We start from the raw sequence: 23,342 nt of genomic DNA, 5'->3' as shown, positions 1-23,342 counted from the left end.
AAACAATGCTTGAAGAAATCCCGGCGAACACCACACCCCACAAGGCGTGATGCCAACCAAAGGAAACCATCCCCACACACCCGCAAAGGCGCATGGAAGACGGAGGTATGCATATTCATGCACTGGCTTTTAACACACTGTTGAGTTCTCAAGAAACGGACGCGTACACCATCACCCGAACCTTCAGCAGGTCCGAACTCCGGGGCTTCCATCTCGTATGTCTTCATCCTACAAGGCCGTTTAACCGGGAGCAAACCGCGCCTTTCCAGGCACTTGACTTCCAGCCACCCGAACCCGCTAGGATTCAGACCACCCTGTCTCCAGGGCAACCCCTCTAACTTACCCGATCGATCCTGGTGGCGCAAACGCCGCCCGGTAGATCTTTAAAGGGGTACCGCCATCATCACCGACCAGCGCCCACGCCGCATCCACCAGAAGTGGAGAGCGGGGTTGTTGGCCGGGCGATGCCGACGACAAAAGATTAGCAGTCTCCGGCCAGCTCTCGATCCACAACGAGCAACGATCGAGTAGAACCTTCCGGCCCTCGCGCCAACGTCAGTACAACAAGCGGTAGAAACAGACGATTCCCCGAACGGATTGAGGCAGGCCGTGAGCGATCGAACGGTACCCCGCGCACTGATCATGTTGCTCGTCGCCGCCACGGCCGTCATCGTCCTGGCCGGCATCAAGGCGATCGACACGATCGTCGGCCCCGTCGTGCTGGCGCTGGTCCTGACGATCGCGGTGTCCCCGATCAGGGGCTGGTTGAGCCGCAAACACGCGCCTGGCTGGCTCGTCGTCGCGGTCCCGCTCGCGGTGGTCATCGTCGTCCTGCTCGGCATGGTCGCGATCCTCACCACCGCCGTCGTGCAGATGGCCGTGCTCGTCCCCAGCTATTCGGACCAGTTCAACAAACTCGTGGCCGACGCGCAGCGGTGGGCGGCCGAGCACGGCATCGCGCCGCAGGTGAACAAGGCCATCCAGTCGCTCGACCCCGGGAAGATCTTCGAGTTCGCCCAGGGACTGCTGTCCAGCGTGCTCGGCGTGGTCTCCAGCCTGCTCCTGATCGTCATCCTCCTGCTGGCGATGAGCCTGGACGCCCCGATCATCTCCCGCGTCATGTCGGCCGCGTCCGCCGAGCGCCCGGCCATCACCAGGGCGCTGACGACCTTCGCCGAGAAGACCCGCCGCTACCTCCTCGTCTCCACGATCTTCGGTTTGATCTGCGCGGCGCTGGACGTCGTCGCGCTGTACGTGCTGCAAGTGCCGCTCCCCCTGCTGTGGGGGGTGCTGGCGCTGATCACCAACTACATCCCGAACATCGGTTTCGTCATCGGGTTGGTGCCACCCGCCCTGCTCGGGCTGCTCACCGGGGGCATCCGGACGATGGTCCTGACGATCATCGCCTACATGGTGATCAACATCGTGGTGCAGTCGTTCATCCAGCCGAAGTTCCTCGGCGACGCGGTGGGGCTGACCACGACGGTGACATTCTTGTCACTGATCATCTGGGCGACGGTGCTCGGGCCGATCGGAGCGCTTCTCGCCATCCCGCTCACCCTGCTCACCCGGGCCCTGCTGATCGACAGCGACCCGAGCGCCAAGTGGTCGGGCGCGCTCGTCTCGGGCGAGATACCGAACGACCAGCCACGCTCGTAAGCTGCACACATGTACGTAGCGTCGGCGCCCGGCCCCTCGCTGGCCGGCCGCGTGGCCTGCCTGTGGACGCAGGACGCCGTGGCCCCTCTCGTCCAGCGGGTCGTTCCCGATGGCTGCGTCGATCTCATCTGGGGTCCCCACGGGCCGCACGTCGCGGGCCCCGACACGGGTCACTTCCTGGCGAGACTGGAGCCGGGCGAGCGGTTCACCGGCATCCGCTTCCGCCCGGGGGCTGTGGGCGAGGTGTTCGGCGTGCCCGCCGAGGGTCTCAGGGACCAGCGGGTGCCGCTGGCCGATCTGCCCACCTTCGAGCTCCGCGGGCCGGACGACCTACAGCGCGCGGTGGCGGCACGGCTGCGTGAGACGCCGGCGCCGGAGGAGTGCGCTCCCGCCATCACCCGGGCGCTCCGGCACGGCTCGACCGTCGCCCGGGTCGCGTGGGATCTCGGTCTCAGCGAGCGGCAGCTGAACAGGCGGTGCGTGCGGGCGTTCGGGTACGGGCCCAAGGTCCTCCAGCGCGTCGTGCGGTTCCAGAGGGCGCTCGCGCTGGCCAGGGCAGGGGCGCGACCGGCCGACGTGGCGGCCGGGTGCGGCTACAGCGACCAGGCGCACATGGCGAACGACGTGCGACGCCTCGCCGGTGTCCCCCTCGGCCGGTTGCTCTCGGGCGAGACCGCCTGACCCTGGCGCGGGGAACACAAACCGAGAACACAAGCGGGGAACACAAGCGGAGACCGCACGCGGAGAACGCACGGAGATCGCGACAGGGAGTGCTCACAGCAGGAAGTGCTCCCGGCCCGACTCGCTGAAGCGCTTCCTGAGCTCGGCGCGGTCGGCGCCGGTCATCGGCATGTAGCGCGGTTCCCGATCCGGCCGCCAGAAGACCGGGTCGGCGCACTCCCACCGTTCTCGGCGCAGGCCCGTCTTGTCCACCTTGTTGGTGGGCGTGAGCGGCATCGCCCCTGTGATCCGTACGAACCGGGGCGCCCACTTGGTCCCCAGATCAGGCTGATCCACGAGGAACGCCGCGAAGCGTCCGGGGTCGAAGGGGCCGGAGAGTTCGAGTGTGGCCATCACCTGGTCGCCGGTCCGCGCGTCCGGCACCGCGTACACCGCGCACATGATCACCGGCGCGTACCTGGCGAGGATGCGCTCGACCGGCGCGGCGGCGAAGTTCTCGCCGTCGACGCGCAGCCAGTCGGCGTCCCGGCCGGCGAAGTAGAAGTATCCGTCCTGGTCGCGGTAGCCGAGGTCGCCACTCCAGTACCAGCCGTCGCGCAGGCGCCGGGCGTCGGCCTCGGGATTGTTGTAGTACCCCTCGAAGGTCGCGCCCCGCCGGACGATCTCGCCGATGGCCTCGTGGGCGTTGACCAGCCTCCGCGTCTCGTCGAAGACGGCGCGGGGGCATTCGTGACCGGTCTTCGGGTCGTGGACGGCGAGGTCGGTGTCGCCGGACGCGAGCCCCAGGGCGTCCGGCGGGGTCCCCGGCGTCTTGCTGATGGAGATCACACCCTCGCTGGAGCCGTATCCCTCGATGGTGCGGCAGCCGAACCGCCGGCCGAACTCGGTCATGTCGCGTGCCGACGCCTCGGTGCCGAACGCGGCGGCCAGCGAGTTGTCCGCGTCGTCCGGACGTTCCGGCGTGGCCAGGATGTACGCGAGCGCCCGTCCCACGTAGTTGAAATACGTAACCCCATATTTCCGAACGCCGCCCGCCTCCGCGCCTCGTGGACGACCCGCGCCCATGTGTAGGTCTCGTCCTCGAACCGGAGGCCGGCGTGCCCGTCGTGGGCACGCGCCTCCACCAGCTCCGCGAAGGTCGGCACTCCCTGATTTTGAGCAAGCGCTTGGTGCTCGTCAACCGTCCCCGTGAGGTACGGCCGCGAGCGTGCCCGCGGGGGTCAGGCCGAGGCGGCGACCGGCGAGCGGGGAAGCTCGGCCGGGACGAGGGACGAGCGCCCGGTGCGTCGGGCACCCCATGGCATGGCGGCGACCAGGACCGGAAGGAGCACCGCGGAGCTCATCGCCCACGGCTCGTGCAGGTACCACCACTTCTCGTTGTCGAACTGCGTCAGGTAGAGATACCCGACCGCGGCCCAGGTGGAGGCGCCGATGACGGCGGGCCAGGCGAACCGCGTGGGCCTCGCCACGAGGAACGGCATGAACCACATGAGGTACTGCGCTCCGAGGCGCGGGGTCACCACCATGAACGCCAGCAGCAGGGCCGTGGTCAGGTCGATCGGATCGGCCTTCCGCCACAGGAACCCGACGACGAGCAGCGTGGCGTAGATCATCCACTGGCCGTAGCGGGCGAGGTCGGCGTCGAGCGTCCAGTCGCCGCCCACCATGAGCGCCGTCCAACCCCACTCGCCCACGATCGGGCGCACGTCGCCGATGGTGCGGATGACCGTGGGCAACTGGGAGAGGGACGTGCCGGCGCCGATCGGCAGGGTGACGAGGAAGAAGACGGGCGCCACCCCGGTCGCGAAGAACGCGTACGCCCGGGACCGCAGGTCGGGCAGGAACAGCAGCATCCCGGGAACCAGCCAGATCGGCCAGCTCTTGGCGCACAGCGCGAGACCCATCAGCAGGCCCGCGACGATCGCGTTGCGGACCGGCCGCGAGGTCCTGGCGTTCCTGGCCACGATGAAGGCGGCCACGCCGAAGACCAGCGAGACCGGCTCGACCTGGCCGTGCACCGACGCGACCAGCAGCGCGAGCGGGTTGCAGGCGTACTGGAAGGCGCGGAGCCTGGCGTCCCTGCCGCCGGCCAGCTTGCCGACGAGAGGGATCAGGATGATGTCGGAGACCACGGTGACCAGGCGACCGGCGACTTCCCACGGGATGTGCATCCACAGGAGTAACCCGTAGACGTACGGGATCGTCGGAAGGAAGTGCCAGCCGCCGTTGCTCTCCAGGACCGGATCCTTGTGGGCGAGGATCGCCTCACCCGCCGGTTTGAAGCTGTTCACGAAGTCGACCGGTTGCCAGGTGTCGGTCGCCGACAGGATCATGATGAGGACGCGGAAGCCGATGCCGATCGCGAGAGCGACGGCGAGAGACGGCTTCCAGCCCTTCCACTGTGCGACGACCGCCAGCACGACACCTGATACGAGGACGAACCCCGTGAGAATTGCGTAGTCCATGACGCTCACTAGCCTGCCGGACGACAGGCCAAACCGACCACTCGGGCACGAAAATTGGCACCATCTATCCAGAATTGTTCACACAAAGAAGTGTTTTGACTCCAATGGGTGACGATGGCATGGTCAGTGTGCATCAGGGGAGCGCGTTGAGGTAGGCGCGGTGGTTGAGTGAGAACTCCGATCCGTTGTACCTGTCCCAGTTGATCGACCACGTCATGAGGCCGCGCAGGCTCGGGTAGACCCCGCGCGGCCGGTAGGGACCGCAGTTGGTCCCCTTCGCCAGGCAGTCGAAGGCCTTCTGGACCTCCGCCACCGCGGTGAAGCCGTTCCCCGCGTACGGCGCGGCGGGCAGGCCGATGGCGACCTGGTCCGGGCGCAGCGCGGGGAAGACGTCGGCGGCGTTCCCTCGCACGGGGAAGCCGGTGAGCAGCATGTCGGTCATGGCGACGTGGAAGTCCGCCGCGCCCATGGTGTGGTACTGGTTGTCCAGCCCCATGATCGGACCTGAGTTGTAGTCCTGCACGTGGAGCAGGGTCAGGTCGTTGCGCAGGGCGTGGATCACCGGCAGGTACGCGCCGGAGCGAGGATCGGCCCCGCCCGTTCCCGAGCCGTAGAACTGGTACCCGAGTTGCACGAAGAAGGTCTCCGGAGCCATGGTCAGCACGAACTTCGTGCCGTATTTGGCCTTGAGGGTCCTGATGGCCGAGATCAGGTTCACCACGGCCGGGGTCGTCGGGTTCCTGAAGTCGGTGTCCCCCGCGTTGAGCGACAGCGAGTGGCCCTCGAAGTCGATGTCGAGCCCGTCGAGGCCGTACTTGTCGATGATCGCGCCGACCGACCTGACGAACGTGTCACGCGCGGCGGTGGTGGTGAGCTGCACCTGGCCGTTCTGGCCGCCGATCGAGATGAGCACCTTCTTGCCGGCCGCCTGCTTGGCGCGGATGGCGGCGGTGAAGTCGGCGTCGCTCTCGACGTTCGGGCACTCGCCGGACGGGCACCGGTTGAAGCGGATGTCGCCCGAGGTCACGGAGGTGGGCTCGCCGAAGGCCAGGTCGATGACGTCCCAGGCGTTCGGGACATCGCTCATCCTGATATATCCGGAACCGTTGGCGAATGACGCGTGGAGGTACCCGACCAGCACCCGCTTCGGCAGGGTGTTGGGCGGCGGTGGCGTGGTCGAGGGCGTGCCCGTCACCTCCGCCGACCTCGCCGACTCCCCCGCCGAGTTCGAGGCGCTCACCGCGAACCTGTAGGCCGTGCCCGAGGTCAGCCCCGAGGCGGTGTAGGTCGTCCCGGTGGGGGTGCCGATCTTGGTCCCGTCCCGGTAGACGTTGTACGCGGTCGCGCCCGTGGACGCCGACCAGCTCAGCGAGACGCTGGAGGCGGTGGTGCCGGTGACCGCGAGCCCTGCCGGCACGGCCGGGACCTGGGTGCCTCCGCCGTCACCGGCGGGCCCGTCCAGCACGATGTCGTCGGCGTTGTAGGTGCCCGTGCCGTACCAGCCGTTGACGTAGACGGTGACCGACGTCGTGGCCGAGCCGGTGGTGAACGACGTGGTGAGCTGGGCGTACGCCGAGCCCGGGGTGCCCCAGGTGCTGACGTCGGTGGTGCCGGTGCCGAGCGCGCCGAGGAAGACGTAGCTTCCCCGGACCCACGCCGACAAGGAGTACGACGAGGACGGCTTCACCCTGACCGTCTGGGAGCAGCGGGCGTAGTCGCTGCCCGCCGGGGTGGCCTCCAGCGCGGAGGCGCCCCCGTGGACCGGGCTGGTGACGGTCTTCGCGGTGGACGCGCAGGTCCAGCCGCTGAGCCCGCTCTCGAACCCGGGGTTGGCGGCGATGTTGGCCGCCAGGGCCGCCGTGGCCGGGACCACCACCACCCCGAGAGCCAGCGCGGCCGTCACGGCGACCGCCTTGAGCCGGGACAGAGGGCCGGCCGCCCTGAGACGTGAGAGGGACGCGGCTGGGAGGCGTGAGAAGAAGGTCATCCGTTGTACCCCGCGAAGATCTTGGAGAAGTCGTACGGCGACTGGGCGATGTTCGTGCACATGTAGAGCGCTCCGAAGCAGGCGTTGCGGTCGCGGGTCATCTCCCAGAAGGCCAGCTCGCCCAGGTGCCTGGTCGTGGCGAAGGCCACGAGCTGCCGGGCGTCGGCCTGGTCGAAGAACCGCCCGTCATCGTTCTGGCCGACCATCGGGGTGACGCCGACCATGCGCCAGATCTGGGCGTCGGTCCTGCCGGGGTAGAGGGACCTGAGCTGGGCGAAGGTGCTCTGCGCCGCCTGGACCGCCGCGTCGCCGTAGTCGGCGGACCGGTAGTAGTCCATCGCCATGACGTTGACGACGTCCAGTGCCACGCCCGCGTCGCGCGCCGACCTCACGACGTTCAGGCCGTCGGCGGTGAGCCCTTCGGGCAGGACGGGCAGGGTGAGCGAGATCCTCAGGCCGGGGTTGGCCTGCTGGAGGCGGGCCAGCGCCTGCGACCTGCGGTTCACCGACACCGGGTCGGCCGTGGCCGCGCCCTCGATGTCCAGGTCGACGTACTTCAGCGCGTACGCCTTGACGACCGCGTCGTACTCGGTGAACAGCGCGTTCACGTCCGAGCACGCCTGAGCCAGCTCGATGCCGCTGGCGCCGCCGAAGGAGATCTTCACGTCGCCGCCGCCCGCGCGGATCGCGTCGATCTGGTCCTTCGCCCAGCCCTGGCGTGGGTCGTAGGCGTTGAACCACATCGCCTTGCAGGAGGAGGCGGTGATGAAGGCCAGGGTGAAGTTCTTCAGACCGGACGCCGACCTCATCGCGGGGATGCTGGGGGTCGGCCAGGCGCCCATGTCGACGTACGGCGCGTGGAACAGTGATCCCGGGCTGCCCGGCGGAGGCGTCGTGGTGGTGGTGGTGGGAGTGGGCGTCGGGGTGGGAGTGGGGCCCGTTCCGCCTGAGCAGGAGGCGCCGTTCAGCGTGCACCCGGCCGGTGCGCCCGTACCGCTCGCCACCCAGCCGAAGGTGGTGGACGCCCCGGGGGCCAGCGTGCCGTTGTACTCGCGGTTCTTGAACGTGTAGTGGTCGCCCGACCGGGTCATGAGCGTGTCCCAGTAGGTCCCTGCCGTGGTTCCGGACGGCAGGTCGAAGGCGACGGTCCAGCCGTTGAGCGTCGCGGAACCCGTGTTGGTGATCGTGAACTGGCCGTTGTACCCGGTGTCCCAGCTCGACGTCTTGGCGAAGACGGCGGTGTCGGCGTACGCGGGCCCGGGGACGGCGAGCGCGGCGGCGACGGTGAGGAGCACCGTGGCGGCGGCGAGGGTCCAGGAAGCGGGGCGCGCTCTCAAGACGCAACCTCCCGAAGGTGAGGATTGAGGTCACAGCCCCCGCACCCCGGGGCGGGCCGGGGTGCGGGGGGATGGGTGTACGGCCCGCGCATCCCCTTGGGGGGACGGAGCTGCGCGGACCGTACGGTCATCGGGGGCTAGAAGCCCGCTGTGATCGAGGTGAACTGCCAGTCGCTCTGGCTGGTGCCGCTGCAGGACTCGTTCACGCCGCCGCCGGGGCAGGGACGGTCGCGGTTGACCGACCAGAAGGCCAGGCGGGCCAGGCCCTTGGACTTGGACCAGTCGCGGATCTGGGTCCAGATCGCCGGGGTGGTGAGCTCCTGCTGGTCGGACAGGCCGTTCATGCCCGAGATGCCCATGTGGGAGTAGGCGGTGGCGTCGGACCAGCCGAAGGCGGTCTTCAGCGCGTTCTTCAGGCCCTCGGAGGCGTTGACCGTGTTCTGGTACATGTTCGCGCCGCCGCCGAAGTCGAACGGCATGATCGTGAACACGTCGATGTTCGCGCCGAGCGCCGCGGCCTGGTTGATCAGGCGGGTGCCGTAGTACGTCGGACCGGTCGTGCTGGTGCCGAACGTGACGATCGTCTTGAGACCGGCGTTGTTCTGCTTGACGATCTTCAGCGCGTTGAGGATGCGGTCCTGAACTGCCTCGTTCTCGAACTCGTCGCTGTTCTCGATGTCGATGTCGATGGACTTGAGGTTGTAGGCGCTGATGACCTGCTGGTACGCGGCGGCCAGTGCCTGCGGGGTCGAGCAGTTCGGGCCGAGCTTGTTGCCGCTCCATCCGCCGAACGACGGGACGATCTCGCCGCCTGCGGCCTTGATCTGGGAGATCGTGGTGGCGTCGACGCCGCCCTGGAGCGGGCGCTGGCCGTCCCACGCGGGGTTGCAGCCGCCGCTCGACAGGATGAAGGCCATCGTGAACGCCTTGATCCCGGTCGCGTTCATCACGGACGTCGCGCTGGGCGGGTTGCCCCAGCCCATGTAGAGGTAGGGCTGGCCCTTGCCCCCGCCGGGCGGCGGGTTGGTGCAACCGGTGGTCGTGCCGGTGACCGAGCCGCTGGCCGCCGACTCACCGACCGAGTTGTACGCCTTCACGGTGTAGGTGTGGGTCGTGCAGGTGCCGAGAGAGCCGATCGTGGCGGAGGTGCCGGTGACCGTGGCCTTGACCGTCGTTCCCTCGTACACGCGGTAGCCGGTGACGGTGCCGGTCGACGCCCCCCAGGACAGGGAGATCGACGTGTTGGCGGTGCCGGTGATGCTGGGGGTGCCCGGGGCGCCCGGGGCGCCGGGGTTGGTGGTGCCGCCCGAGCAGGAGGCGCCGTTCAGCGTGCAGTTCAGCGGCGCGCTGAAGTTGCCGGGGCTGCCGTTGAAGCCGAAGCTGGTGCTCGCCCCGGCGGCCAGGGTCGGGGCCCAGCTCGGGTTGGAGAAGGTGTAGTGCTGGCCGCTCCTGGTCATCACCGCGTCCCACGAGGTGGTGACCGAGTAGCCGGCGGGCAGGTCGAAGGCGACGGTCCAGCCGTTGAGGGCGCTGGAGGTGCCGTTGGTGACCGTGTACTTGCCTTCGAACCCGCTGCCCCAGTCCTGGGGCTTGGTGAAGGTCGCGGTCGCCGAGGCCGCGAAGGCGGACCCTGTCGTCATGACCAGTACGGCCGCCGCGGCGACCAGAGCCGCGACGCATAGACGGATAAATCGCATTGAAGCTCCTCTTTGAGCCGGTACGACCGGTGCGCGCCGTGCCGGCGGGGGGTGCGAGGGCGGCCCGTGAAGGCCTAGAAGAGGGGTGAACTCGTGGGCCGGGTGGTGGTGGGGCGGCGGCTCACGCCATTGCGTTTCCGCAGCTCAAAGCCTGGTCAGCTCAGGAGGGGGGCGGGCCACGGACGACTCCGTTGGTCATTTCTTTTAGGAAAGTTTCCTAAGAGTTGTCGCGATCGTAGCCCCGCGTCCGCGCGCCCACAAGACCCAAACTCCATGGTTTTCCCGCAGGCAGGGACCTTCTGACAAGGCGTACCGGCTGGTCTACCCGCCTGCCTGGAGACGTACGGTCCGCGCCGTGGGAGCGCACGCCCGAACCGGCGCCGCCGGAACCGGTGACGGCCCGCTCCAGGAGCCGCCCGGCGAGCGCCGGGGTCAACGGGGCCCGGGCGGCAGGTCCAGGTATAACGTGATGTATCCCCTCGGACTCTGGAGCTTGGCGGCATGTTCTTCGGCATCACGAATATCTGGGCCTACGTCGTCGGGGCGTTCCTGATCATCCTTCTTCCCGGCCCGAACTCGCTGTACGTGCTGTCGGTCGGCGCACGGCGCGGCGTGCGGACCGGGTACCGGGCGGCCACCGGGGTGTTCGTCGGCGACACGGTGCTGATGGTGCTGTCGGCGGCCGGGGTCGCGTCGCTGCTCCAGTCGACGCCGCTGCTGTTCAACGTCGTGAAGTACGCCGGCGCGGGTTACCTGGCGTGGATCGGGATCGGCATGATCCGGGCCGCGCGGAGATCCTGGAGGAGTGAGCGCGGTGAGCCGGGCGAGGAGGGGAGGCGGGAGCCGGTCGAGGCCGTCGCGGACCTCACCGACCCGTTCAGGAAGGCCCTCACGGTCAGCCTGCTCAACCCGAAGGCGATCCTGTTCTTCATCTCGTTCTTCGTGCAGTTCGTTGATCCGCACTATGGCGCCCCGGCGCTGTCGTTCCTGATTCTCGGGGCGATCTGTCAGCTCTTCAGCGCGATGTATCTCTCTACGTTGATCTTCGGCGGCGTCTACCTGGCGAGCCAGTTCCGGCGGCGCAAGAGGCTCTCGGCGGGTCTCACCTCGGGAGTGGGCGCGGTCTTCCTGGGCTTCGGCGCCAAACTGGCCACCACCAGCCTCAGCTGACCTTCACCGCGCCGCTAGTCCTGGTTGACCTTCAGCGCCACGCTCACCAGCGAGAGGAACATCTCGGCGCCGGCGCGGTCCTCTATCTGGACTCGGATCCATCCGGAGCTGCGGCCGGGCGTCACGCGGTTCGAGTCGGCCAGGACCCTGGCCCACCGGTCGATGACCGGGGCCGTGAGCAGCAGCTCGGCGGTGTCGTCGCCCGACATGCGAATGATTTCACGCCCCCGGGTGCGGAACTTTATGGCCCTGCGGGTACGACTGACCGCGAGGTCGGGCCAGCGTGTGAGCTGGACGGCGACATCGGCCACGCAGCCGGCGGAGCGAACATGCGTGCGTGTGAGCACTGCCATAACTTCATGCTCGCGGGCCGCTCGCCCGGTGGAAACCCTCTGTTCCCGAACCGTTATCCGATGTTCAACCACTCCGGGAGGGACGGGCATAACCGCAGCTCGGGTAGTTGATCCATTAAAACGATCTTTTTCCTCATATGTACCGTTTAATCAGACATTGGGTACGGTGGGCAACCAATGACCGCAATCCGGTGTTTCAGGGGAGTTTCGCCGTTCCCATCTCCGGGTAGTCGCGGAAGCCTTAGCGTCGGTCCTCCGTCTTCCTCACTGGGAGAAGCATGAACGCACCGTCCTTCACGCTCCCGAGGATCACCGCGCTGCTCAGGCAGGCCGTGCCGAAGCTCCTCGAAGGCGTGGTGGCCCCGCTCGCCGTCTTCTACAGCGCCCTCGCCCTGCTCGGACTCGACGGGGCGCTGATCGCCGCCGTCACGTGGGTGTACACCGGAGTGCTCTGGCGGGTGATCCGCCGCCGGCCGGTGCCGGGCACGATGATCCTCGCGGCGATCGCCATCACCGCCCGTGCCGCGCTGGGCTGGTGGACGGGCAGCGCCGTCGTCTACTTCCTGCAGCCCGAGCTCGGCACCATCTGCATCAGCATGGCCTTCCTCGCCTCGGTGCGGCTGAACCGGCCCCTGGTCCAGAAGCTCACCCTCGACTACATCCACCTGCCCTCGACCGTGCTCGGGCACGAGCGGGTCAGGCGGTTCTTCGCGCGGATCACGCTGCTGTGGGCGTTCGTGCTGATGGCCAACTCCACCGTCAGCATCTGGCTGCTGCTGCACCAGTCGATCGGCACCTACCTGCTGGTCCGCACGTCGGTGGTCGCCGCCATCAGCGGCGTGGCGGTCGGGTTCTCGATCTACGCGTTCCGCCGGGTGCTGCGTCGCCTGCACGCCGACACCCCCGCGCCCGTCCTGGCCATCACCGCCGGATAGGGCGCCGCGGTGCCGACCGGCCGCGTGAGACGTACGCGGGTGGGCGAGGATGGGTGCGTTTCCACCGTGGAGAGGACAGACATATGGGATGCGCACTCGTCACCGGGGCGTCGCGGGGGCTCGGCGCGGTCATCGCCGAGCGGCTGGCGGCGGACGGCTGGAAGGTCGTCGTCAACTACGCTCACGACACCGCCGGGGCGACCGCCGTGGCCGAGCGCATCGGCGCCGCGGCCCACGTCTCCCGCTTCGACGTGACCGACGAGGAGTCGGTGCTGCGGGGCGTCGCCGAGATCCGCGAGAGCGTCGGTCCGATCAGCGTCGTGGTCAACAACGCGACCGGGCCCCAGCCGATGATGCCGATCGAGAAGCAGACGTGGGACGACCACCTCGACCAGCTCAGGTTCTTCGTGAAGGCGCCGCTGCTGCTCTTGCACGCCGTCCTGCCCGACCTGCGGACCTCCGGAGGGGGCCGCGTCATCAACATCGGCAGCGAGGTCGCCGACCTGGGCAACGCCGACTTCGGGCACTACGTGTCGGCCAAGGCGGCCATGCACGGCCTCACCCGTTCCTGGGCGCGCGAGCTGGGCCCGCTCGGCATCACGGTCAACACCGTCGAGCCCGGCTGGATCCCGGTGGAGCGCCACGAGGGCTCCGACGTGAGCGGCTACCGCGACGCGCTGCCGCTCCGCCACATGGGGGTGCCCGCCGACGTCGCCGAGGCCGTCGCGTTCCTGGCGTCGCCGGGCGCCGCGTTCATCACCGGCCAGCGCCTCGCCGTCAACGGCGGGAACACCATGAGCTAGGGCGGCGGGCCTCCCCACCGGGGACGTCATCCTCAGCGAACCGTCCCGCGTACGTCGCTCGCGGTGGCCTCGCCGTCCCGTGACGGGAACAGCGGGGCCGGGAGCAGGCGGACCAGCGCGCCTGAGCGTCCCGCGAGCAGCGGGCCGAGGATGGCCAGGACGAACACGTAGCCCGCGATGAAGGGCGCCAGCCTGCCGTCCAGCCCCGCGGCGATCGCGAGCGTGGCCAGGATCAGCGCGAACTCCCCTCGCGACAACACGGTCAGCCCGATGTTCACCGCCGCCTGCCTGTCGTAGGAGTGCAGGCGGGCCGCGATCGCGCCGGCGGCGATGTTCAGCACGAACGTCAGCGCCACGGCGATGACGACGGGGACCACGACGGGCCCGAAGTCGCCGGGGGCGATCGACAGGCCGAACGAGAAGAAGAACAGCGCCGCGAACGCGTCGCGCAGCGGGTGGACCAGGGTGCGGATCCGCCCGGCCGCCTTCGTGGTCGCCAGGATGAGACCGATCATGAAGGCGCCGATGGCGTCGGAGACGCCCAGTTCCTCCGCGAGCCCGGCGGTGAGCACGGCGAGGCCGGTGAACATCACCACGAGCAGCTCGTCGTCCCTGGTCTCCACCAGCCTGCCGACCACGCGGCTGCCCCACCGGGCCACGGCGGTCAGCGCGATCAGGAACGCGAACGCCTTGCCGAACGCGACCGCCGCCTCAGCGAGGTCATGCGCGCCGCCCAGCACCGGCTGGAGCAGGGCGAGGTAGAGCGCGAGGAAGACGTCCTCCACGACGATGATGCCGAGGATCAGGCGGCTCTCCGGGTTGCCCAGGCGCTTCAGGTCGACGAGCAGCTTGGTGACGATGGCCGACGACGAGATGCCGATGACCCCGGCCAGGACCAGCGCCTCCCTGCCTCCCCAGCCCACCGCGAACCCGAACGCCAGGCCGCCCCCGACGTTCAGCAGCAGGTAGATCCCTCCGGCCGCGAGCAGCCGCCCGCCGCCCTGGACGATGTCGTCGAGCGAGAATTCGAGGCCCAGATAGAAGAGCAGGAAGATCAGGCCGAGCGCGGCGACGACCTTGAGGTCGGCCGGGTTGTCGACCAGGGCGAGCCCGGGGGTGTGCGGGCCGAAGATGATGCCCGCCAGCATGAAGAGCGGGATGGTCGGCAGCCCGATCTTGGCTCCGAGCCGGGCGACGACCCCCGCGGCCAGGAAGGAGCCGCCGAGGGCGACGAGCTCGTCAGCCAGTGCCATGGTGTCTCCCCTCGCGGGTGAAGACGGGCAGGGCGGGGACGTGTTCGTGGGTCATCGGAAACCTCCGGCAGGTCGTCGTCAGGGTTTCGAGGTGTGGTCCCTGGAGCGCGCGTCACGGCGGGCCGTGCCGCGCGCACCGCTGGAGGGCCGCGCCGTCGCGTGGACGATCTACGGGTACCTCAGGCGCGCGGCATCGCCGCGGCTCCCCGATCAGAGGGGAGCGCGTGACGGCGAGGCGTCAGGGACCCTCGGCCGGAGGGGCGCGGGGGCGGGAGGGCCGGTGCGCCGGGGGTACGGGCGCGCGGGTGCCCCGGTCGCGCGGTACGAGCCCGCGTGTCCCCGCCTGCGGGCCGTACCCGGCGGGAGGCGGCGTGTCCGCCCAGCCGATCTGCGGCGGGACGATCCGGTGGGCCGTACCCGGGATCACCTTGACAAGGAACGGGCCGTCGGCGGCCGTGACGTCGGGTGACCGGTCGTGGGCCCCCGCCGGCAGGGCGCTTCTGAGGCCGTAGGCGGCGACGGCGGCGATCAGGAGCGCGAGCGCCGCCAACGCGAGAAAGGGAACCGCTCTGGGAACGGCGATCGCATCCGATCGTCTCCTCAAGCGCCCGGTCCCCTTTCCTCAGGTGGACCAATTTTAGCATTTGACCCCAAAGCCACCATCCGGGCGATCTTCTCCCTGCCCGGGACGGTGGCCCGGGGACGACCGTCCTTCTAGGCGACGAGGGTCTTGAGGAAGTTCCTGGTGCGCACCGCGTCGTCGCCGGAGACGAATGTCGCGGCGGCGAAGTCGGTCACCCCGATGCCGGCGAGGGCCTCGATCTGACCGGCCACCTCGTCCTCGTCGCCCACGATCGCGACCCCGGACGGACCCGCGGCGCCCTCGCGGTCGAGCATCGCCCGGTAGGACGGGAGCTGGCCGTAGATGGCGAGGACCTCGTCGGCGTGGGCCCTGGCGGCGTCCTTGTCAGCGGTCACGGCGACCGGAAGCGCGCACACGATGCGGGGGTCGGGGCGCCCTGCGGCCCGCGCGGCCTCCGTGATCGATGGGACGACGTGATCGGCGACGGTCTTGGGCCCGGTCATCCATAGCACGGTGCCGTCCGCCATCTCGCCCGCCAGGCGGAGCATCCGGGGCGCCAGCGCGGCGATCAGCACGGGGACGGTGCCCGCTCCCGGGGTGCCGAGGCCCATGTGCGCCTTGAGGGTCTCGCCGTCGAAGTCGGCCTGCTCGCCGCGCAGGAGGGGAAGCAGCACCGAGAGGTACTCCCGCATGTGCCGCGCCGGCCTGTCGAAGCTGTAGCCGTACATGTTCTCGATCACGATCTGGTGGGACAGGCCGATGCCGAGCGCGAGCCGTCCGCCGAGGGCCGTGGCGGTGGTGAGGGCCTGCTGCGCGAGGACGGCGGGGTGCCGGGGGTACGTGGGCACCACGGCCGTGCCGAGCTCGATGCCCGGCACCCGGCTTCCCGCGACCGCGAGCGCGGTCAGCGCGTCGAGCCCGAAGATGTTCGAGACCCAGGCCGAGGCGAAGCCGTCGTCGGCCGCCCTGGCGATGCGCTCGCCTAGCTTGGTGATCGCGTCCGGACCCGAGGGTTCGTTGAGATAAAGCCCGATGCGCATTGTCCTACCCATCTGAACCGAATGAAGTTCTAGTTTGGCTCCGTCATCGTACGCCGCCGGTCCCGTCGACGGCGGGCCGGTGAGCGCGGCCGTCGAGACTATTTTGAGGCAAGCTCATATACTGGCCGACTGGTCCCGCTGCGGTGTGGAGGCAAGCACCGATCATGACGGCGAAGAAGACGATGACGGGCCCGGGTGGTCAGGAGCGGAACGAATCGGCCGTCTCGTTCGCGTGGCTGGCGGACGCCCTCGGCGCCGGATCGGCGGTGGTCCTCGACCGGTGGGCGGAGGCCCGCGACGGCATGCGGCGGTCGCGGCACCGCCTCGTCCCCGCCTCCCCGGGCTCTGTCTCCGATCCCTGGCTGGCCAGGGGCGTACGGGGCGTCGGCACCGGCGGCGTCGCCCCTTCCTGGAACCCCCCGGACAGGATCGACGAATGGCCGGACCACGACGTGAACGCGCTGGTGAAGGGCGTTCCGTCCACCGCGTGGCGCACGCGGCACGTGTCCCTCCCATCAGGCCGTGGAGAGGGCGGGTGTGACGCCGCGGACGCCGTCACCCGCTTCCAGCGCATGGAGGCCGGGGACGTCCTGCGCGAGCACGTCCGTACCTGGCTGAGCTGCGCCGTCGGGCCGCTGCTGCGCGACGTCATGCTGACCCCGGAGTGCGGGCAGGGCGCTCTGAGCGAGGACGCCGCCGCCCGGCTCGCGATCCCACGCCAGATCAAGCTCCCGGCCCGGTGGGCGGCGGCGAACGAGTTCGCCGAAAGGCCCCTCGACCTGCTCTACAACCTGGAGACGTCACCGGACGGGCGGCTGTCCTTCCTGGACGCGGCCGACGTCAGGGCGGGCCAGGGGGAGGTCTGGCGCGGGTACTGGGCCTGGCTGAGCGCCGACGTCCGCTTCGGGGAGATGGCGGAGGCGCTGCGGCTGGCGGCGCGTCTCATGCGCAGCCGTCCCGTGGTCGAGGGCCTGCTCCAGACGGCGGACTCGGACGACCCCCAGCTCAGGATGATCGCTCCGGCGGTCGCGCGGCGATGGCTGCTCACGCTGAAGGCGATGGCCTGGCTGGAGGAGGCCGCGCGCGAACCGTGGACCCATGTGCGGCCGAAGGATCTGGCCTGCTTCGCCTTCAACGCCGTGAAGCCCGCCTGGCGGCGCCGCGTCGTCGGTATCAGCCACCGGTCGGACGACGCCAAGCGGGCCCTGCGCCACCTGGAGCTCTGGTCGTCCAGCCGGTGCGCGATCGACGCCGGGTACGTCCCCTCCTGGGAGACCAACACCGGGATGGTCTGGGCCCTGTACGGCACGACCCCCGCGATCGTACGGGTGCGCTCCCCCGGCTACGGCGAATCGGTCTGGTGCCTGCGGGAGGCCGAGCTGACCCGCCATCTCGTCGAGCGGGCCGACTTCCTGCCGGAGCGGTGGGTACTGGACGTCGAACCGGCCGACCTCGGCGCCTTCGACGCGGCCTACTCCGCTTGGGACCGTGAGACCCGCGGCTCCGAGGCCGCCCCTGTGGTGCTGCCCGAGTTCCCGCCCTCGTGCCGCGTGTGGACGCCGAGCCCGATGCCGGTCTGGGAGGCGGCGATGCTGCGGGCGAGCGCGGCCCTGCGTGTGATCAACACCATGCTGGCCGGCGCCGACCTCACCAACCGCTTCGTCGCCGAGTTCCTGCTCGGCGGCGTCGAGTTCCCCGGCCCCGCGCCGACCGCCGGCCCGGGGGGTTGGAGGGACTACCGGACGGTGTTCCTGCGGTTCCAGGCGCTGTGCGCCGCCGACCCCGCCGAGCCGGGGCTGCGGCTGCCGCAGGGGTACGCGGCCGAGCAGATGGCCCTGGACCTCGACATGCTGCAGAGGATGCCCGACCTGAGCACCGGGACGGCGGACCTCGGTGACCTGCTGGTCGCCTTCGAGTTCCTCCGCACCGAATGGCCGCTCGTGCCCGACGACCACATGGGACGGTTCCTCGCCGTCGACTGCCGAGGCCTGACCCGCGAGCGGTGGGCGCGGGACGAGCGGCTGGCGCTCCAGCGCGGGCTCCTGGCCATCCGCGCGCCCGTCCCCGTGTGGATCATCCAGCTCGCCGGGCAGGCGGTCGAGGACTGGGGGATCCCCGGAGACCACCCGATCTTCACCGAGCACTTCCCTGGGCAGTTCTCGTGGATGCTGGAGGGCTCGCTCGACCGTCGCGGAGCGCAGTCCCTCTTCCCGGCCAGCTCGGGGCTCGAACTCTCGGCCGACGTACGGCACCGCTGCCGCGAGGGCGGTTGAGCACCCCCCGGAAGCGAGCCGCGCGGCCGGATGATCGGTAAAGTGGCGCGGATGCGACGTGTCGGGGTATGTGCCCTCGTTCTGGTGCTGGGCACGGCGTGCGGGGGCGGGCTGACGCTCGCGGAGACGACCGGCGTCCTTCGCGAGGACGCCGCGGTGCTGAGCCGTATGGATCTCGACCACAAGGCCACGGCCTTCACCGACGACCGCTCCGGCTGCGAGGCGGGCACCCGGCGGAGCGTCTTCACGATGACCGGCGACCTGCCGCGGGGCGCCGACCCGGCGGCGGCCTCGGCGGCGCTGGCCTCCACGGTGGCCACCGAGTTCCGCACGATGGGCTACCAGGAGGCCGAGGGCCCGCACGCGCGGTTCGGCGTGAACGTCAGCGTGCTGGAGAAGCAGTCCCTCGGCATCGTGTTCACGGTGACGATGCGCACCGATCCACCGAATGTCGATATATCGGGTAAGACCGGCTGTCTCCCCGAGTGATCACGCGAAGCCGCCCGAGAGCCGCACACCCTAGAGGACCTCGGTGACGTAGCGGCGGATGAGGGTGGCGATCACCTCGTGTCCGTCGGCGGCCCACACGTCGGCGTTGAAGATCTCCACCTCGATCGGCCCCGCGTACCCCGCGGCGTCGACGGCCGACCGCAGCGGCCGGAAGTCGATCACCCCGTCGCCCATCATGCCCCGCCCGAGCAGCACGTCGGCCGGAAGCGGCACGAGGAAGTCGCAGACCTGGAAGCTCGCGACGCGCTCCCCCGCCCGCGCGATCTGGTCGAGCACGTCCGGGTCCCACCACACGTGGAAGGTGTCGACCACCACCCCGACCGCCTCTGCCTGCCACCGGGACGCGAGGTCGACGGCCTGGCCGAGCGTGGAGAGCACGGCCCGGTCGGCGCAGTACATCGGATGCAGGGGCTCCAGCGCCAGCCGTACCCCCGCGCCGAGGGCGGAAGGGACGAGCTCGTCCAGCGCCTCCCCGACCCGTGACCGGGCTCCGGCCAGGTCACGCGAGCCGCCGGGCAGCCCGCCGACGACCAGGACCAGGCAGTCCGCGCCCAGGGTGGCGGCCTCGTCGATCGCCCGGCGGTTGTCCTCCAGCGCGGAGGCGAACCCGGCCGGGTCCTCGGCGGTCAGGAAGCCTCCCCGGCACAGCGACGACACGCGCAGGCCCGCGTCCCGTACGAGCTTGGCGCTCGCCGCGAGGCCCTGATCGGCGACCTGCTGACGCCAGAGCCCGATCGCGGGTATCCCGAAGCGGGCGCACCCGTCCACGGCCTCCGCCACCCCGAACCGGCGCGTCGTCCACTGGTTCAGGGAGAGCCTGGCCAGGCGCGGATCCCCCGGCGCGGGCGTCTCGATCGCGGCGGGACGGCCGCTCGGCACGTCCACGGCCGGGCGGCCCGCGCTCCCCCCACGGCCGGTCACGCGGCCACCCCCGCCGTGGCGAGCAGGGCGCGCATGCGGGACTCGGCGAGATCGGGGTCGGGGAACAGCCCGGCCTGGTCCGCCAGGCGGAACACCTCGGCGAGGTGGACGATCGAACGGGCCGACTGCGCCCCGGCGACCATGGCGAACGCGTCCTGGTGCCCGGCGAGCCACGCCAGGAACACGATGCCCGTCTTGTAGTTGTACGTCGGCGCCTCGAAGATCTTGCGGGACAGCGGCACGGTCGGCTCCAGCAGTTCCCTGTAGCGTCCGTTCTCCCCCGCGTCCAGGGCCTGGAGCGCGGCGGAGGCGGCGGGGGCGATCGCGTCGAAGATGCCGAGCAGCGCGTCACTGCCCGACTCGATGAGCGGGGCGTAGTTGAAGTCGTCCCCGGTGTAGAGCCGCACGCCCGGCGGAAGGGCGGCGCGCAGCCGTACCTCGTGGCCGGCGTCCAGGAGCGAGACCTTGACCCCGTCGACGCGGGAGGCGTTGTCGCGGATCAGCGCGAGCAGCGACTCCGTCGCCGCCTCGACGTCGCGCGAGCCCCAGTAGCCCCCAAGGGCCGGGTCGAACATCTCGCCCAGCCAGTGCAGGATCACCGGCCGGTCCACCTCGGCGAGCAGCTTGCCGTAGACGGCGTGGTAGTCCTCGGGCGTACGGGCCAGCGCGGCGAGCCTGCGGCTGGCCATGAGGATCACTCCGGCCCCCGCCGACTGCACGAGGTCGATCTGCTCGGCGTACGCGCGCAGCACGTCCTGCGGCGTCCGGGCGTCCGGCGCGTGGTCGGTGCCCGCTCCGCAGGCCACCAGCTCGGCCGGGTCGCCGAACGCCGCCGCCTCCCCGGCCGTACGCCTGATCAGCTCGCGCGTCGCGGCCCAGTCGAGGCCCATGTTGCGCTGGGCGGTGTCCATGGCGTCGGCCACGCGGAAGCCGTACGACCACAGGTGCCGCCGGAACCGGAGCGTGGCCTCCCAGTCGACCGCGGCGGGCGCGCCCGGCGTGTTGTCGCCGAGGGGGTCGGCGACCACGTGCGCGGCCGCGTACGCGACGCGGGAGCGTGGCGGCCCGGGCGGGCGGGGCCGGTCGACGGGCTCGCGCGGTTCGTAGGCCGAGAGCGTTCCCCTGGCCGTGGGCAGGACGATCACAGGGCGATCTCCGGGAGCTCGACGCGGCGGCCCTCGGCGGACGACCGCAGCCCCGACTCGGCGAGCTGCACGCCCCGCGCCCCGGCGAGGAAGTCGTGCGGGAACGGCGTGTCCTGGACCACGGCGCGGACGAACATCTCCCACTGGGTCTTGAACCCGTTGTCGAAGTCCCCGTTGTCGGGGACCTCCTGCCAGTCGTCCCTGAAGGAGTGGGTGACCGGGAGGTCGGGGTTCCAGACGGGCATGGGGGTGGTCCCCCGGTGCTGGATCCGGCAGCCGCGCAGACCCGCGACCGCGCTGCCGTGCGTGCCGTCCACCTGGAACTCCACCAGCTCGTCCCGGTTCACGCGGACGCACCAGGACGAGTTGATCTGGGCGACCGCGCCGCCCGCCAGCTCGAAGATGCCGTAGGCGGCGTCGTCGGCCGTCGCCTCGTAGGCCCGCCCGGCCTCGTCGACCCGTTCCGGGATGTGGGTGACCACGCGCGCGGTGACCGCCTCGACCCGGCCGAAGAGGTTCTCCAGCACGTACGACCAGTGGCAGAACATGTCGAGCGCGATTCCGCCGCCGTCTTCGGCGCGGTAGTTCCACGACGGCCGCTGGGCGGGCTGCCAGTCGCCTTCGAAGACCCAGTAGCCGAACTCGCCGCGCACCGAGAGGACGCGGCCGAAGAAGCCGCCGTCGAGCAGGCGCCTGAGCTTGAGCAGGCCAGGCAGGAACAGCTTGTCCTGCACGACGCCGTTCCTGACGCCGGCGCTCCGGGCGAGGCGCGCGAGGGCCATGGCCTCCTCCAGCGTCTCGGCCAGCGGCTTCTCGGTGTAGACGTGTTTGCCGGCCTCGATGGCGCGCGTGATCGCGCCGACGCGCGCCGGGGTGACCTGCGCGTCGAAGTACAGCGCGTTGTCCGGGTCGCGCAGTGCCCCGGCGAGGTCGGTCGTCCAGTTCTTGAGGTTGTGCCGCTCGCAGAGCTCGCGGAGCTTGTACTCGCTGCGGCCGACCAGGACCGGCTCCAGCAGGACCCGCTCGCCGCCGCCGAGGTCGACGCCGCCCTGTTCGTTGACGGCCAGGACCGAGCGGACCAGGTGCTGGCGGTAACCCATGCGACCGGTGACACCGTTCATCACAACGCCTAGGGTCTGTGTGGTCACCCAGGGCCTCCTTTGCTTGGAAAGCGTTTTCCGTGTGCCGCCCGGCGGGCCGGACACCAATCCCTCGTGCTCCGCCGCCGTTGAGGACGCGAGCGCTTCCCGACGCTGGGAAAGCGCTTTCTCGGCGTACCGTAAGTTCCGTTCACATCACGGTCAAGGGGGTCGGCGCACAACATGCCCGGACGGCCGCGGGGGGCGGGCCGCCGGGGTGCCGCCCGCGACGGCCTCCCGTGTCCTCAGCGGCACAGCTTCTCAACGGCGCGGTCGCGGGCTCACGCTCGGTTTGCGTCCCCGGCGATCAGCGGTATGGTTGTGACACACCGACGCGGGGTGGAGCAGCTCGGTAGCTCGCTGGGCTCATAACCCAGAGGTCGCAGGTTCAAATCCTGCCCCCGCTACAAAAGAAGGCCCTGGTCACCGGTTTCCGGTGACCAGGGCCTTCGGCTTTCCGGGGCCGGAGATCGGAAACCCGATCTCAGAGGTGCTCGGTGAGAAAGCGGGTGGTCTCGGTGACGGCCCGCGTGACGTAGGGCTCGGTGTCGTAGAGGTCGATGTGGAGCCTGGCGTCGAGCCACACGAGCCTCTTCGGCTGGTCCATGCGCTTGTACGCCTCCTCGGCCCCCTCCGGGGAGCAGAAGGCGTCGACGACGCCGTGCACGATCAGGCCGGGCTTGGGTGACAGGAAGTCGGCGCCCATCATGTTGTCCACGGTGATCAGCTCGCGGATGGACGTCCGCGTGATCGTGTTCTTCCACGACGGGGACGCCGACCGCTCGGTTCCGTAATAGGCGAACGGCTCCTCCCCCTGCATCGCCGCCTCGCCGAAGAGGGCCACCGCCGGGAAGTACTCCACCTGGCCCCCACGGTCCTGCCGCTCGAAGACCTCGGTGAAGGAGGCCAGCGCCTCCTCGTAGCCCTCGTCGGACATGCCGGACCGCATGGCGTACGGGTTGTTGTACGCGCCGGCGATGCCCACGAATGCCTTCACCCTCGGGTCGAAGGCCGCGAAGCGGAGCGCGTACCCCGCGCCCAGGCAGATGCCCACGGCGCCCACGCGCTCGCCGTCCACCTCGGGAAGGCCACGCAGGTACGACACGGCGGCCCGCAGGTCGCCGAGCTTCCCCTGCGGGTCCTCGTGGTGGCGCGGTGTGCCGCCCGACCGTCCGAAGTTGCGGTGGTCGAACGCCAGCGTGACATACCCCGCCTCGGCGAGCCGGGCCGCGTACAAGCCCGTGACCTGCTCCTTCACGCCCGTGAGTGGCCCGGTGAACACCAGTGCCGGATGCGGGCCCCCGCCCTCGGGCACCCTGAGGTCGCCGGCGAGCGTGATGCCGTCGGCGGTGAACTCCACCTGATCAGCCATTCGGTCAGCCATGCCGGAA

The 23,342-nt window shown here is 70.1% G+C and carries 21 protein-coding genes and 1 tRNA gene; 8 read left to right on the top strand and 14 right to left on the bottom strand.

Annotated features, from left to right (window positions below):
* Positions 1 to 227 (bottom strand): hypothetical protein (locus ACGFIV_RS11660; RefSeq protein ID WP_392834156.1); only part of this gene is annotated, 227 nt, incomplete at its 3' end.
* Between the two features lie 382 nt (positions 228 to 609).
* Here ACGFIV_RS11660 and ACGFIV_RS11655 point away from each other — a divergent pair.
* Both ACGFIV_RS11655 and ACGFIV_RS11650 read left to right on the top strand, forming a co-directional pair.
* Entirely contained in the window at positions 610 to 1,659 is a 1,050-nt protein-coding gene (locus ACGFIV_RS11655; RefSeq protein WP_358547371.1) for an AI-2E family transporter, read from the top strand.
* A 9-nt stretch (positions 1,660 to 1,668) separates the two neighbouring features.
* Positions 1,669 to 2,340, top strand: coding sequence for a DUF6597 domain-containing transcriptional factor (locus ACGFIV_RS11650; RefSeq protein WP_358547374.1), 672 nt, complete (start codon positions 1,669 to 1,671; stop codon positions 2,338 to 2,340).
* Positions 2,341 to 2,433: 93 nt separating this feature from the next.
* Here the strand turns inward: ACGFIV_RS11650 and ACGFIV_RS11645 are convergent, their stop codons facing one another.
* The 5 genes from ACGFIV_RS11645 to ACGFIV_RS11625 form a co-directional block, all read right to left on the bottom strand.
* Positions 2,434 to 3,405 carry an AMP-binding protein gene (locus tag ACGFIV_RS11645; protein WP_392834152.1) on the bottom strand — a complete coding sequence of 324 codons (972 nt, stop codon included), beginning with the start codon at positions 3,403 to 3,405 and terminating at the stop codon, positions 2,434 to 2,436.
* Positions 3,406 to 3,560: 155 nt separating this feature from the next.
* Complete coding sequence (locus tag ACGFIV_RS11640; protein WP_358547380.1) at positions 3,561 to 4,805, bottom strand: hypothetical protein; 1,245 nt, start codon at positions 4,803 to 4,805, stop codon at positions 3,561 to 3,563.
* A 133-nt stretch (positions 4,806 to 4,938) separates the two neighbouring features.
* Complete coding sequence (locus tag ACGFIV_RS11635) at positions 4,939 to 6,708, bottom strand: chitinase (protein WP_392834148.1); 1,770 nt, start codon at positions 6,706 to 6,708, stop codon at positions 4,939 to 4,941.
* An 80-nt stretch (positions 6,709 to 6,788) separates the two neighbouring features.
* Complete coding sequence (locus tag ACGFIV_RS11630) at positions 6,789 to 8,129, bottom strand: cellulose binding domain-containing protein (protein WP_392834145.1); 1,341 nt, start codon at positions 8,127 to 8,129, stop codon at positions 6,789 to 6,791.
* A 137-nt stretch (positions 8,130 to 8,266) separates the two neighbouring features.
* Positions 8,267 to 9,826, bottom strand: coding sequence for a cellulose binding domain-containing protein (locus ACGFIV_RS11625; RefSeq protein ID WP_392834142.1), 1,560 nt, complete (start codon positions 9,824 to 9,826; stop codon positions 8,267 to 8,269).
* A 501-nt stretch (positions 9,827 to 10,327) separates the two neighbouring features.
* On the opposite strand from ACGFIV_RS11625, the gene leuE reads away from it, so the two are divergent.
* On the top strand, positions 10,328 to 10,996 hold the full coding sequence (gene leuE / locus ACGFIV_RS11620; RefSeq protein ID WP_358547391.1) for a leucine efflux protein LeuE: 669 nt from the start codon (positions 10,328 to 10,330) through the stop codon (positions 10,994 to 10,996).
* Positions 10,997 to 11,010: 14 nt separating this feature from the next.
* Here the strand turns inward: leuE and ACGFIV_RS11615 are convergent, their stop codons facing one another.
* Positions 11,011 to 11,349, bottom strand: a complete 339-nt coding sequence (locus ACGFIV_RS11615; protein ID WP_358547393.1) for a luciferase family protein — start codon at positions 11,347 to 11,349, stop codon at positions 11,011 to 11,013.
* 278 nt (positions 11,350 to 11,627) lie between these two features.
* Between ACGFIV_RS11615 and ACGFIV_RS11610 the strand changes: the two genes are divergently transcribed.
* Both ACGFIV_RS11610 and ACGFIV_RS11605 read left to right on the top strand, forming a co-directional pair.
* Positions 11,628 to 12,284: a VC0807 family protein gene (locus tag ACGFIV_RS11610; protein ID WP_392834137.1), complete on the top strand. Its 657-nt coding sequence runs from the start codon at positions 11,628 to 11,630 to the stop codon at positions 12,282 to 12,284.
* A gap of 83 nt (positions 12,285 to 12,367) precedes the next feature.
* Positions 12,368 to 13,087 (top strand): SDR family oxidoreductase, encoded by a 720-nt coding sequence (locus ACGFIV_RS11605; RefSeq protein WP_392834134.1) that lies wholly within the window; start codon positions 12,368 to 12,370, stop codon positions 13,085 to 13,087.
* Positions 13,088 to 13,119: 32 nt separating this feature from the next.
* Here the strand turns inward: ACGFIV_RS11605 and ACGFIV_RS11600 are convergent, their stop codons facing one another.
* The 3 genes from ACGFIV_RS11600 to ACGFIV_RS11590 all read right to left on the bottom strand — a co-directional run bounded on the left by ACGFIV_RS11600 (position 13,120) and on the right by ACGFIV_RS11590 (position 15,963).
* Positions 13,120 to 14,340: a cation:proton antiporter gene (locus tag ACGFIV_RS11600; RefSeq protein ID WP_392834131.1), complete on the bottom strand. Its 1,221-nt coding sequence runs from the start codon at positions 14,338 to 14,340 to the stop codon at positions 13,120 to 13,122.
* Between the two features lie 238 nt (positions 14,341 to 14,578).
* Positions 14,579 to 14,890, bottom strand: coding sequence for a hypothetical protein (locus tag ACGFIV_RS11595; RefSeq protein ID WP_358547404.1), 312 nt, complete (start codon positions 14,888 to 14,890; stop codon positions 14,579 to 14,581).
* 164 nt (positions 14,891 to 15,054) lie between these two features.
* Positions 15,055 to 15,963, bottom strand: a complete 909-nt coding sequence (locus ACGFIV_RS11590) for an LLM class F420-dependent oxidoreductase (protein WP_358547407.1) — start codon at positions 15,961 to 15,963, stop codon at positions 15,055 to 15,057.
* Positions 15,964 to 16,127: 164 nt separating this feature from the next.
* Between ACGFIV_RS11590 and ACGFIV_RS11585 the strand changes: the two genes are divergently transcribed.
* Positions 16,128 to 18,236: a hypothetical protein gene (locus ACGFIV_RS11585; protein ID WP_392834126.1), complete on the top strand. Its 2,109-nt coding sequence runs from the start codon at positions 16,128 to 16,130 to the stop codon at positions 18,234 to 18,236.
* 51 nt (positions 18,237 to 18,287) lie between these two features.
* Positions 18,288 to 18,725 (top strand): hypothetical protein, encoded by a 438-nt coding sequence (locus ACGFIV_RS11580; protein ID WP_358547413.1) that lies wholly within the window; start codon positions 18,288 to 18,290, stop codon positions 18,723 to 18,725.
* A 30-nt stretch (positions 18,726 to 18,755) separates the two neighbouring features.
* On the opposite strand, the gene ACGFIV_RS11575 is transcribed toward ACGFIV_RS11580, so the two are convergent.
* The 3 genes from ACGFIV_RS11575 to ACGFIV_RS11565 are packed head-to-tail and all read right to left on the bottom strand — an operon-like array spanning position 18,756 to position 21,933.
* Positions 18,756 to 19,667, bottom strand: coding sequence for a sugar phosphate isomerase/epimerase family protein (locus ACGFIV_RS11575; RefSeq protein ID WP_392834123.1), 912 nt, complete (start codon positions 19,665 to 19,667; stop codon positions 18,756 to 18,758).
* Positions 19,664 to 20,812, bottom strand: coding sequence for a dihydrodipicolinate synthase family protein (locus ACGFIV_RS11570; RefSeq protein ID WP_392834120.1), 1,149 nt, complete (start codon positions 20,810 to 20,812; stop codon positions 19,664 to 19,666). Before ACGFIV_RS11570 ends, ACGFIV_RS11575 begins: the two co-directional genes overlap by 4 nt.
* Positions 20,809 to 21,933 carry a Gfo/Idh/MocA family protein gene (locus tag ACGFIV_RS11565; protein WP_392834180.1) on the bottom strand — a complete coding sequence of 375 codons (1,125 nt, stop codon included), beginning with the start codon at positions 21,931 to 21,933 and terminating at the stop codon, positions 20,809 to 20,811. The genes ACGFIV_RS11570 and ACGFIV_RS11565 overlap by 4 nt, the downstream gene beginning before the upstream one ends.
* Before the next feature lie 351 nt (positions 21,934 to 22,284).
* Between ACGFIV_RS11565 and ACGFIV_RS11560 the strand changes: the two genes are divergently transcribed.
* Positions 22,285 to 22,358: transfer RNA gene (locus tag ACGFIV_RS11560), tRNA-Met, on the top strand.
* A gap of 77 nt (positions 22,359 to 22,435) precedes the next feature.
* Here the strand turns inward: ACGFIV_RS11560 and ACGFIV_RS11555 are convergent.
* Positions 22,436 to 23,335 carry an alpha/beta hydrolase gene (locus ACGFIV_RS11555; protein WP_358547424.1) on the bottom strand — a complete coding sequence of 300 codons (900 nt, stop codon included), beginning with the start codon at positions 23,333 to 23,335 and terminating at the stop codon, positions 22,436 to 22,438.
* Between the last annotated feature and the right edge of the window lie 7 nt (positions 23,336 to 23,342).

Origin of the sequence: Sphaerisporangium sp. NPDC049003 (assembly GCF_043197795.1) — a bacterium.
In the GTDB taxonomy this organism is placed as follows: Bacteria; Actinomycetota; Actinomycetes; order Streptosporangiales; family Streptosporangiaceae; genus Sphaerisporangium.
Note: the sequence above shows the minus strand (reverse complement) of the source record. Positions and strands in the feature narration are given on the sequence as shown.

Excerpts from the sequence above, each read along its gene's own strand:
- ACGFIV_RS11615 (WP_358547393.1), bottom strand. The coding sequence starts at position 11,349 with ATGGCAGTGCTCACACGCACGCATGTTCGCTCCGCCGGCTGCGTGGCC.
- ACGFIV_RS11555 (WP_358547424.1), bottom strand. The coding sequence starts at position 23,335 with ATGGCTGACCGAATGGCTGATCAGGTGGAGTTCACCGCCGACGGCATC.
- ACGFIV_RS11650 (WP_358547374.1), top strand. The coding sequence starts at position 1,669 with ATGTACGTAGCGTCGGCGCCCGGCCCCTCGCTGGCCGGCCGCGTGGCC.
- ACGFIV_RS11600 (WP_392834131.1), bottom strand. The coding sequence starts at position 14,340 with ATGGCACTGGCTGACGAGCTCGTCGCCCTCGGCGGCTCCTTCCTGGCC.
- ACGFIV_RS11645 (WP_392834152.1), bottom strand. The coding sequence starts at position 3,405 with ATGGGCGCGGGTCGTCCACGAGGCGCGGAGGCGGGCGGCGTTCGGAAA.
- ACGFIV_RS11580 (WP_358547413.1), top strand. The coding sequence starts at position 18,288 with ATGCGACGTGTCGGGGTATGTGCCCTCGTTCTGGTGCTGGGCACGGCG.
- ACGFIV_RS11625 (WP_392834142.1), bottom strand. The coding sequence starts at position 9,826 with ATGCGATTTATCCGTCTATGCGTCGCGGCTCTGGTCGCCGCGGCGGCC.
- ACGFIV_RS11610 (WP_392834137.1), top strand. The coding sequence starts at position 11,628 with ATGAACGCACCGTCCTTCACGCTCCCGAGGATCACCGCGCTGCTCAGG.
- ACGFIV_RS11605 (WP_392834134.1), top strand. The coding sequence starts at position 12,368 with ATGGGATGCGCACTCGTCACCGGGGCGTCGCGGGGGCTCGGCGCGGTC.
- ACGFIV_RS11585 (WP_392834126.1), top strand. The coding sequence starts at position 16,128 with ATGACGGCGAAGAAGACGATGACGGGCCCGGGTGGTCAGGAGCGGAAC.
- ACGFIV_RS11565 (WP_392834180.1), bottom strand. The coding sequence starts at position 21,933 with ATGAACGGTGTCACCGGTCGCATGGGTTACCGCCAGCACCTGGTCCGC.
- ACGFIV_RS11640 (WP_358547380.1), bottom strand. The coding sequence starts at position 4,805 with ATGGACTACGCAATTCTCACGGGGTTCGTCCTCGTATCAGGTGTCGTG.
- leuE (WP_358547391.1), top strand. The coding sequence starts at position 10,328 with ATGTTCTTCGGCATCACGAATATCTGGGCCTACGTCGTCGGGGCGTTC.
- ACGFIV_RS11590 (WP_358547407.1), bottom strand. The coding sequence starts at position 15,963 with ATGCGCATCGGGCTTTATCTCAACGAACCCTCGGGTCCGGACGCGATC.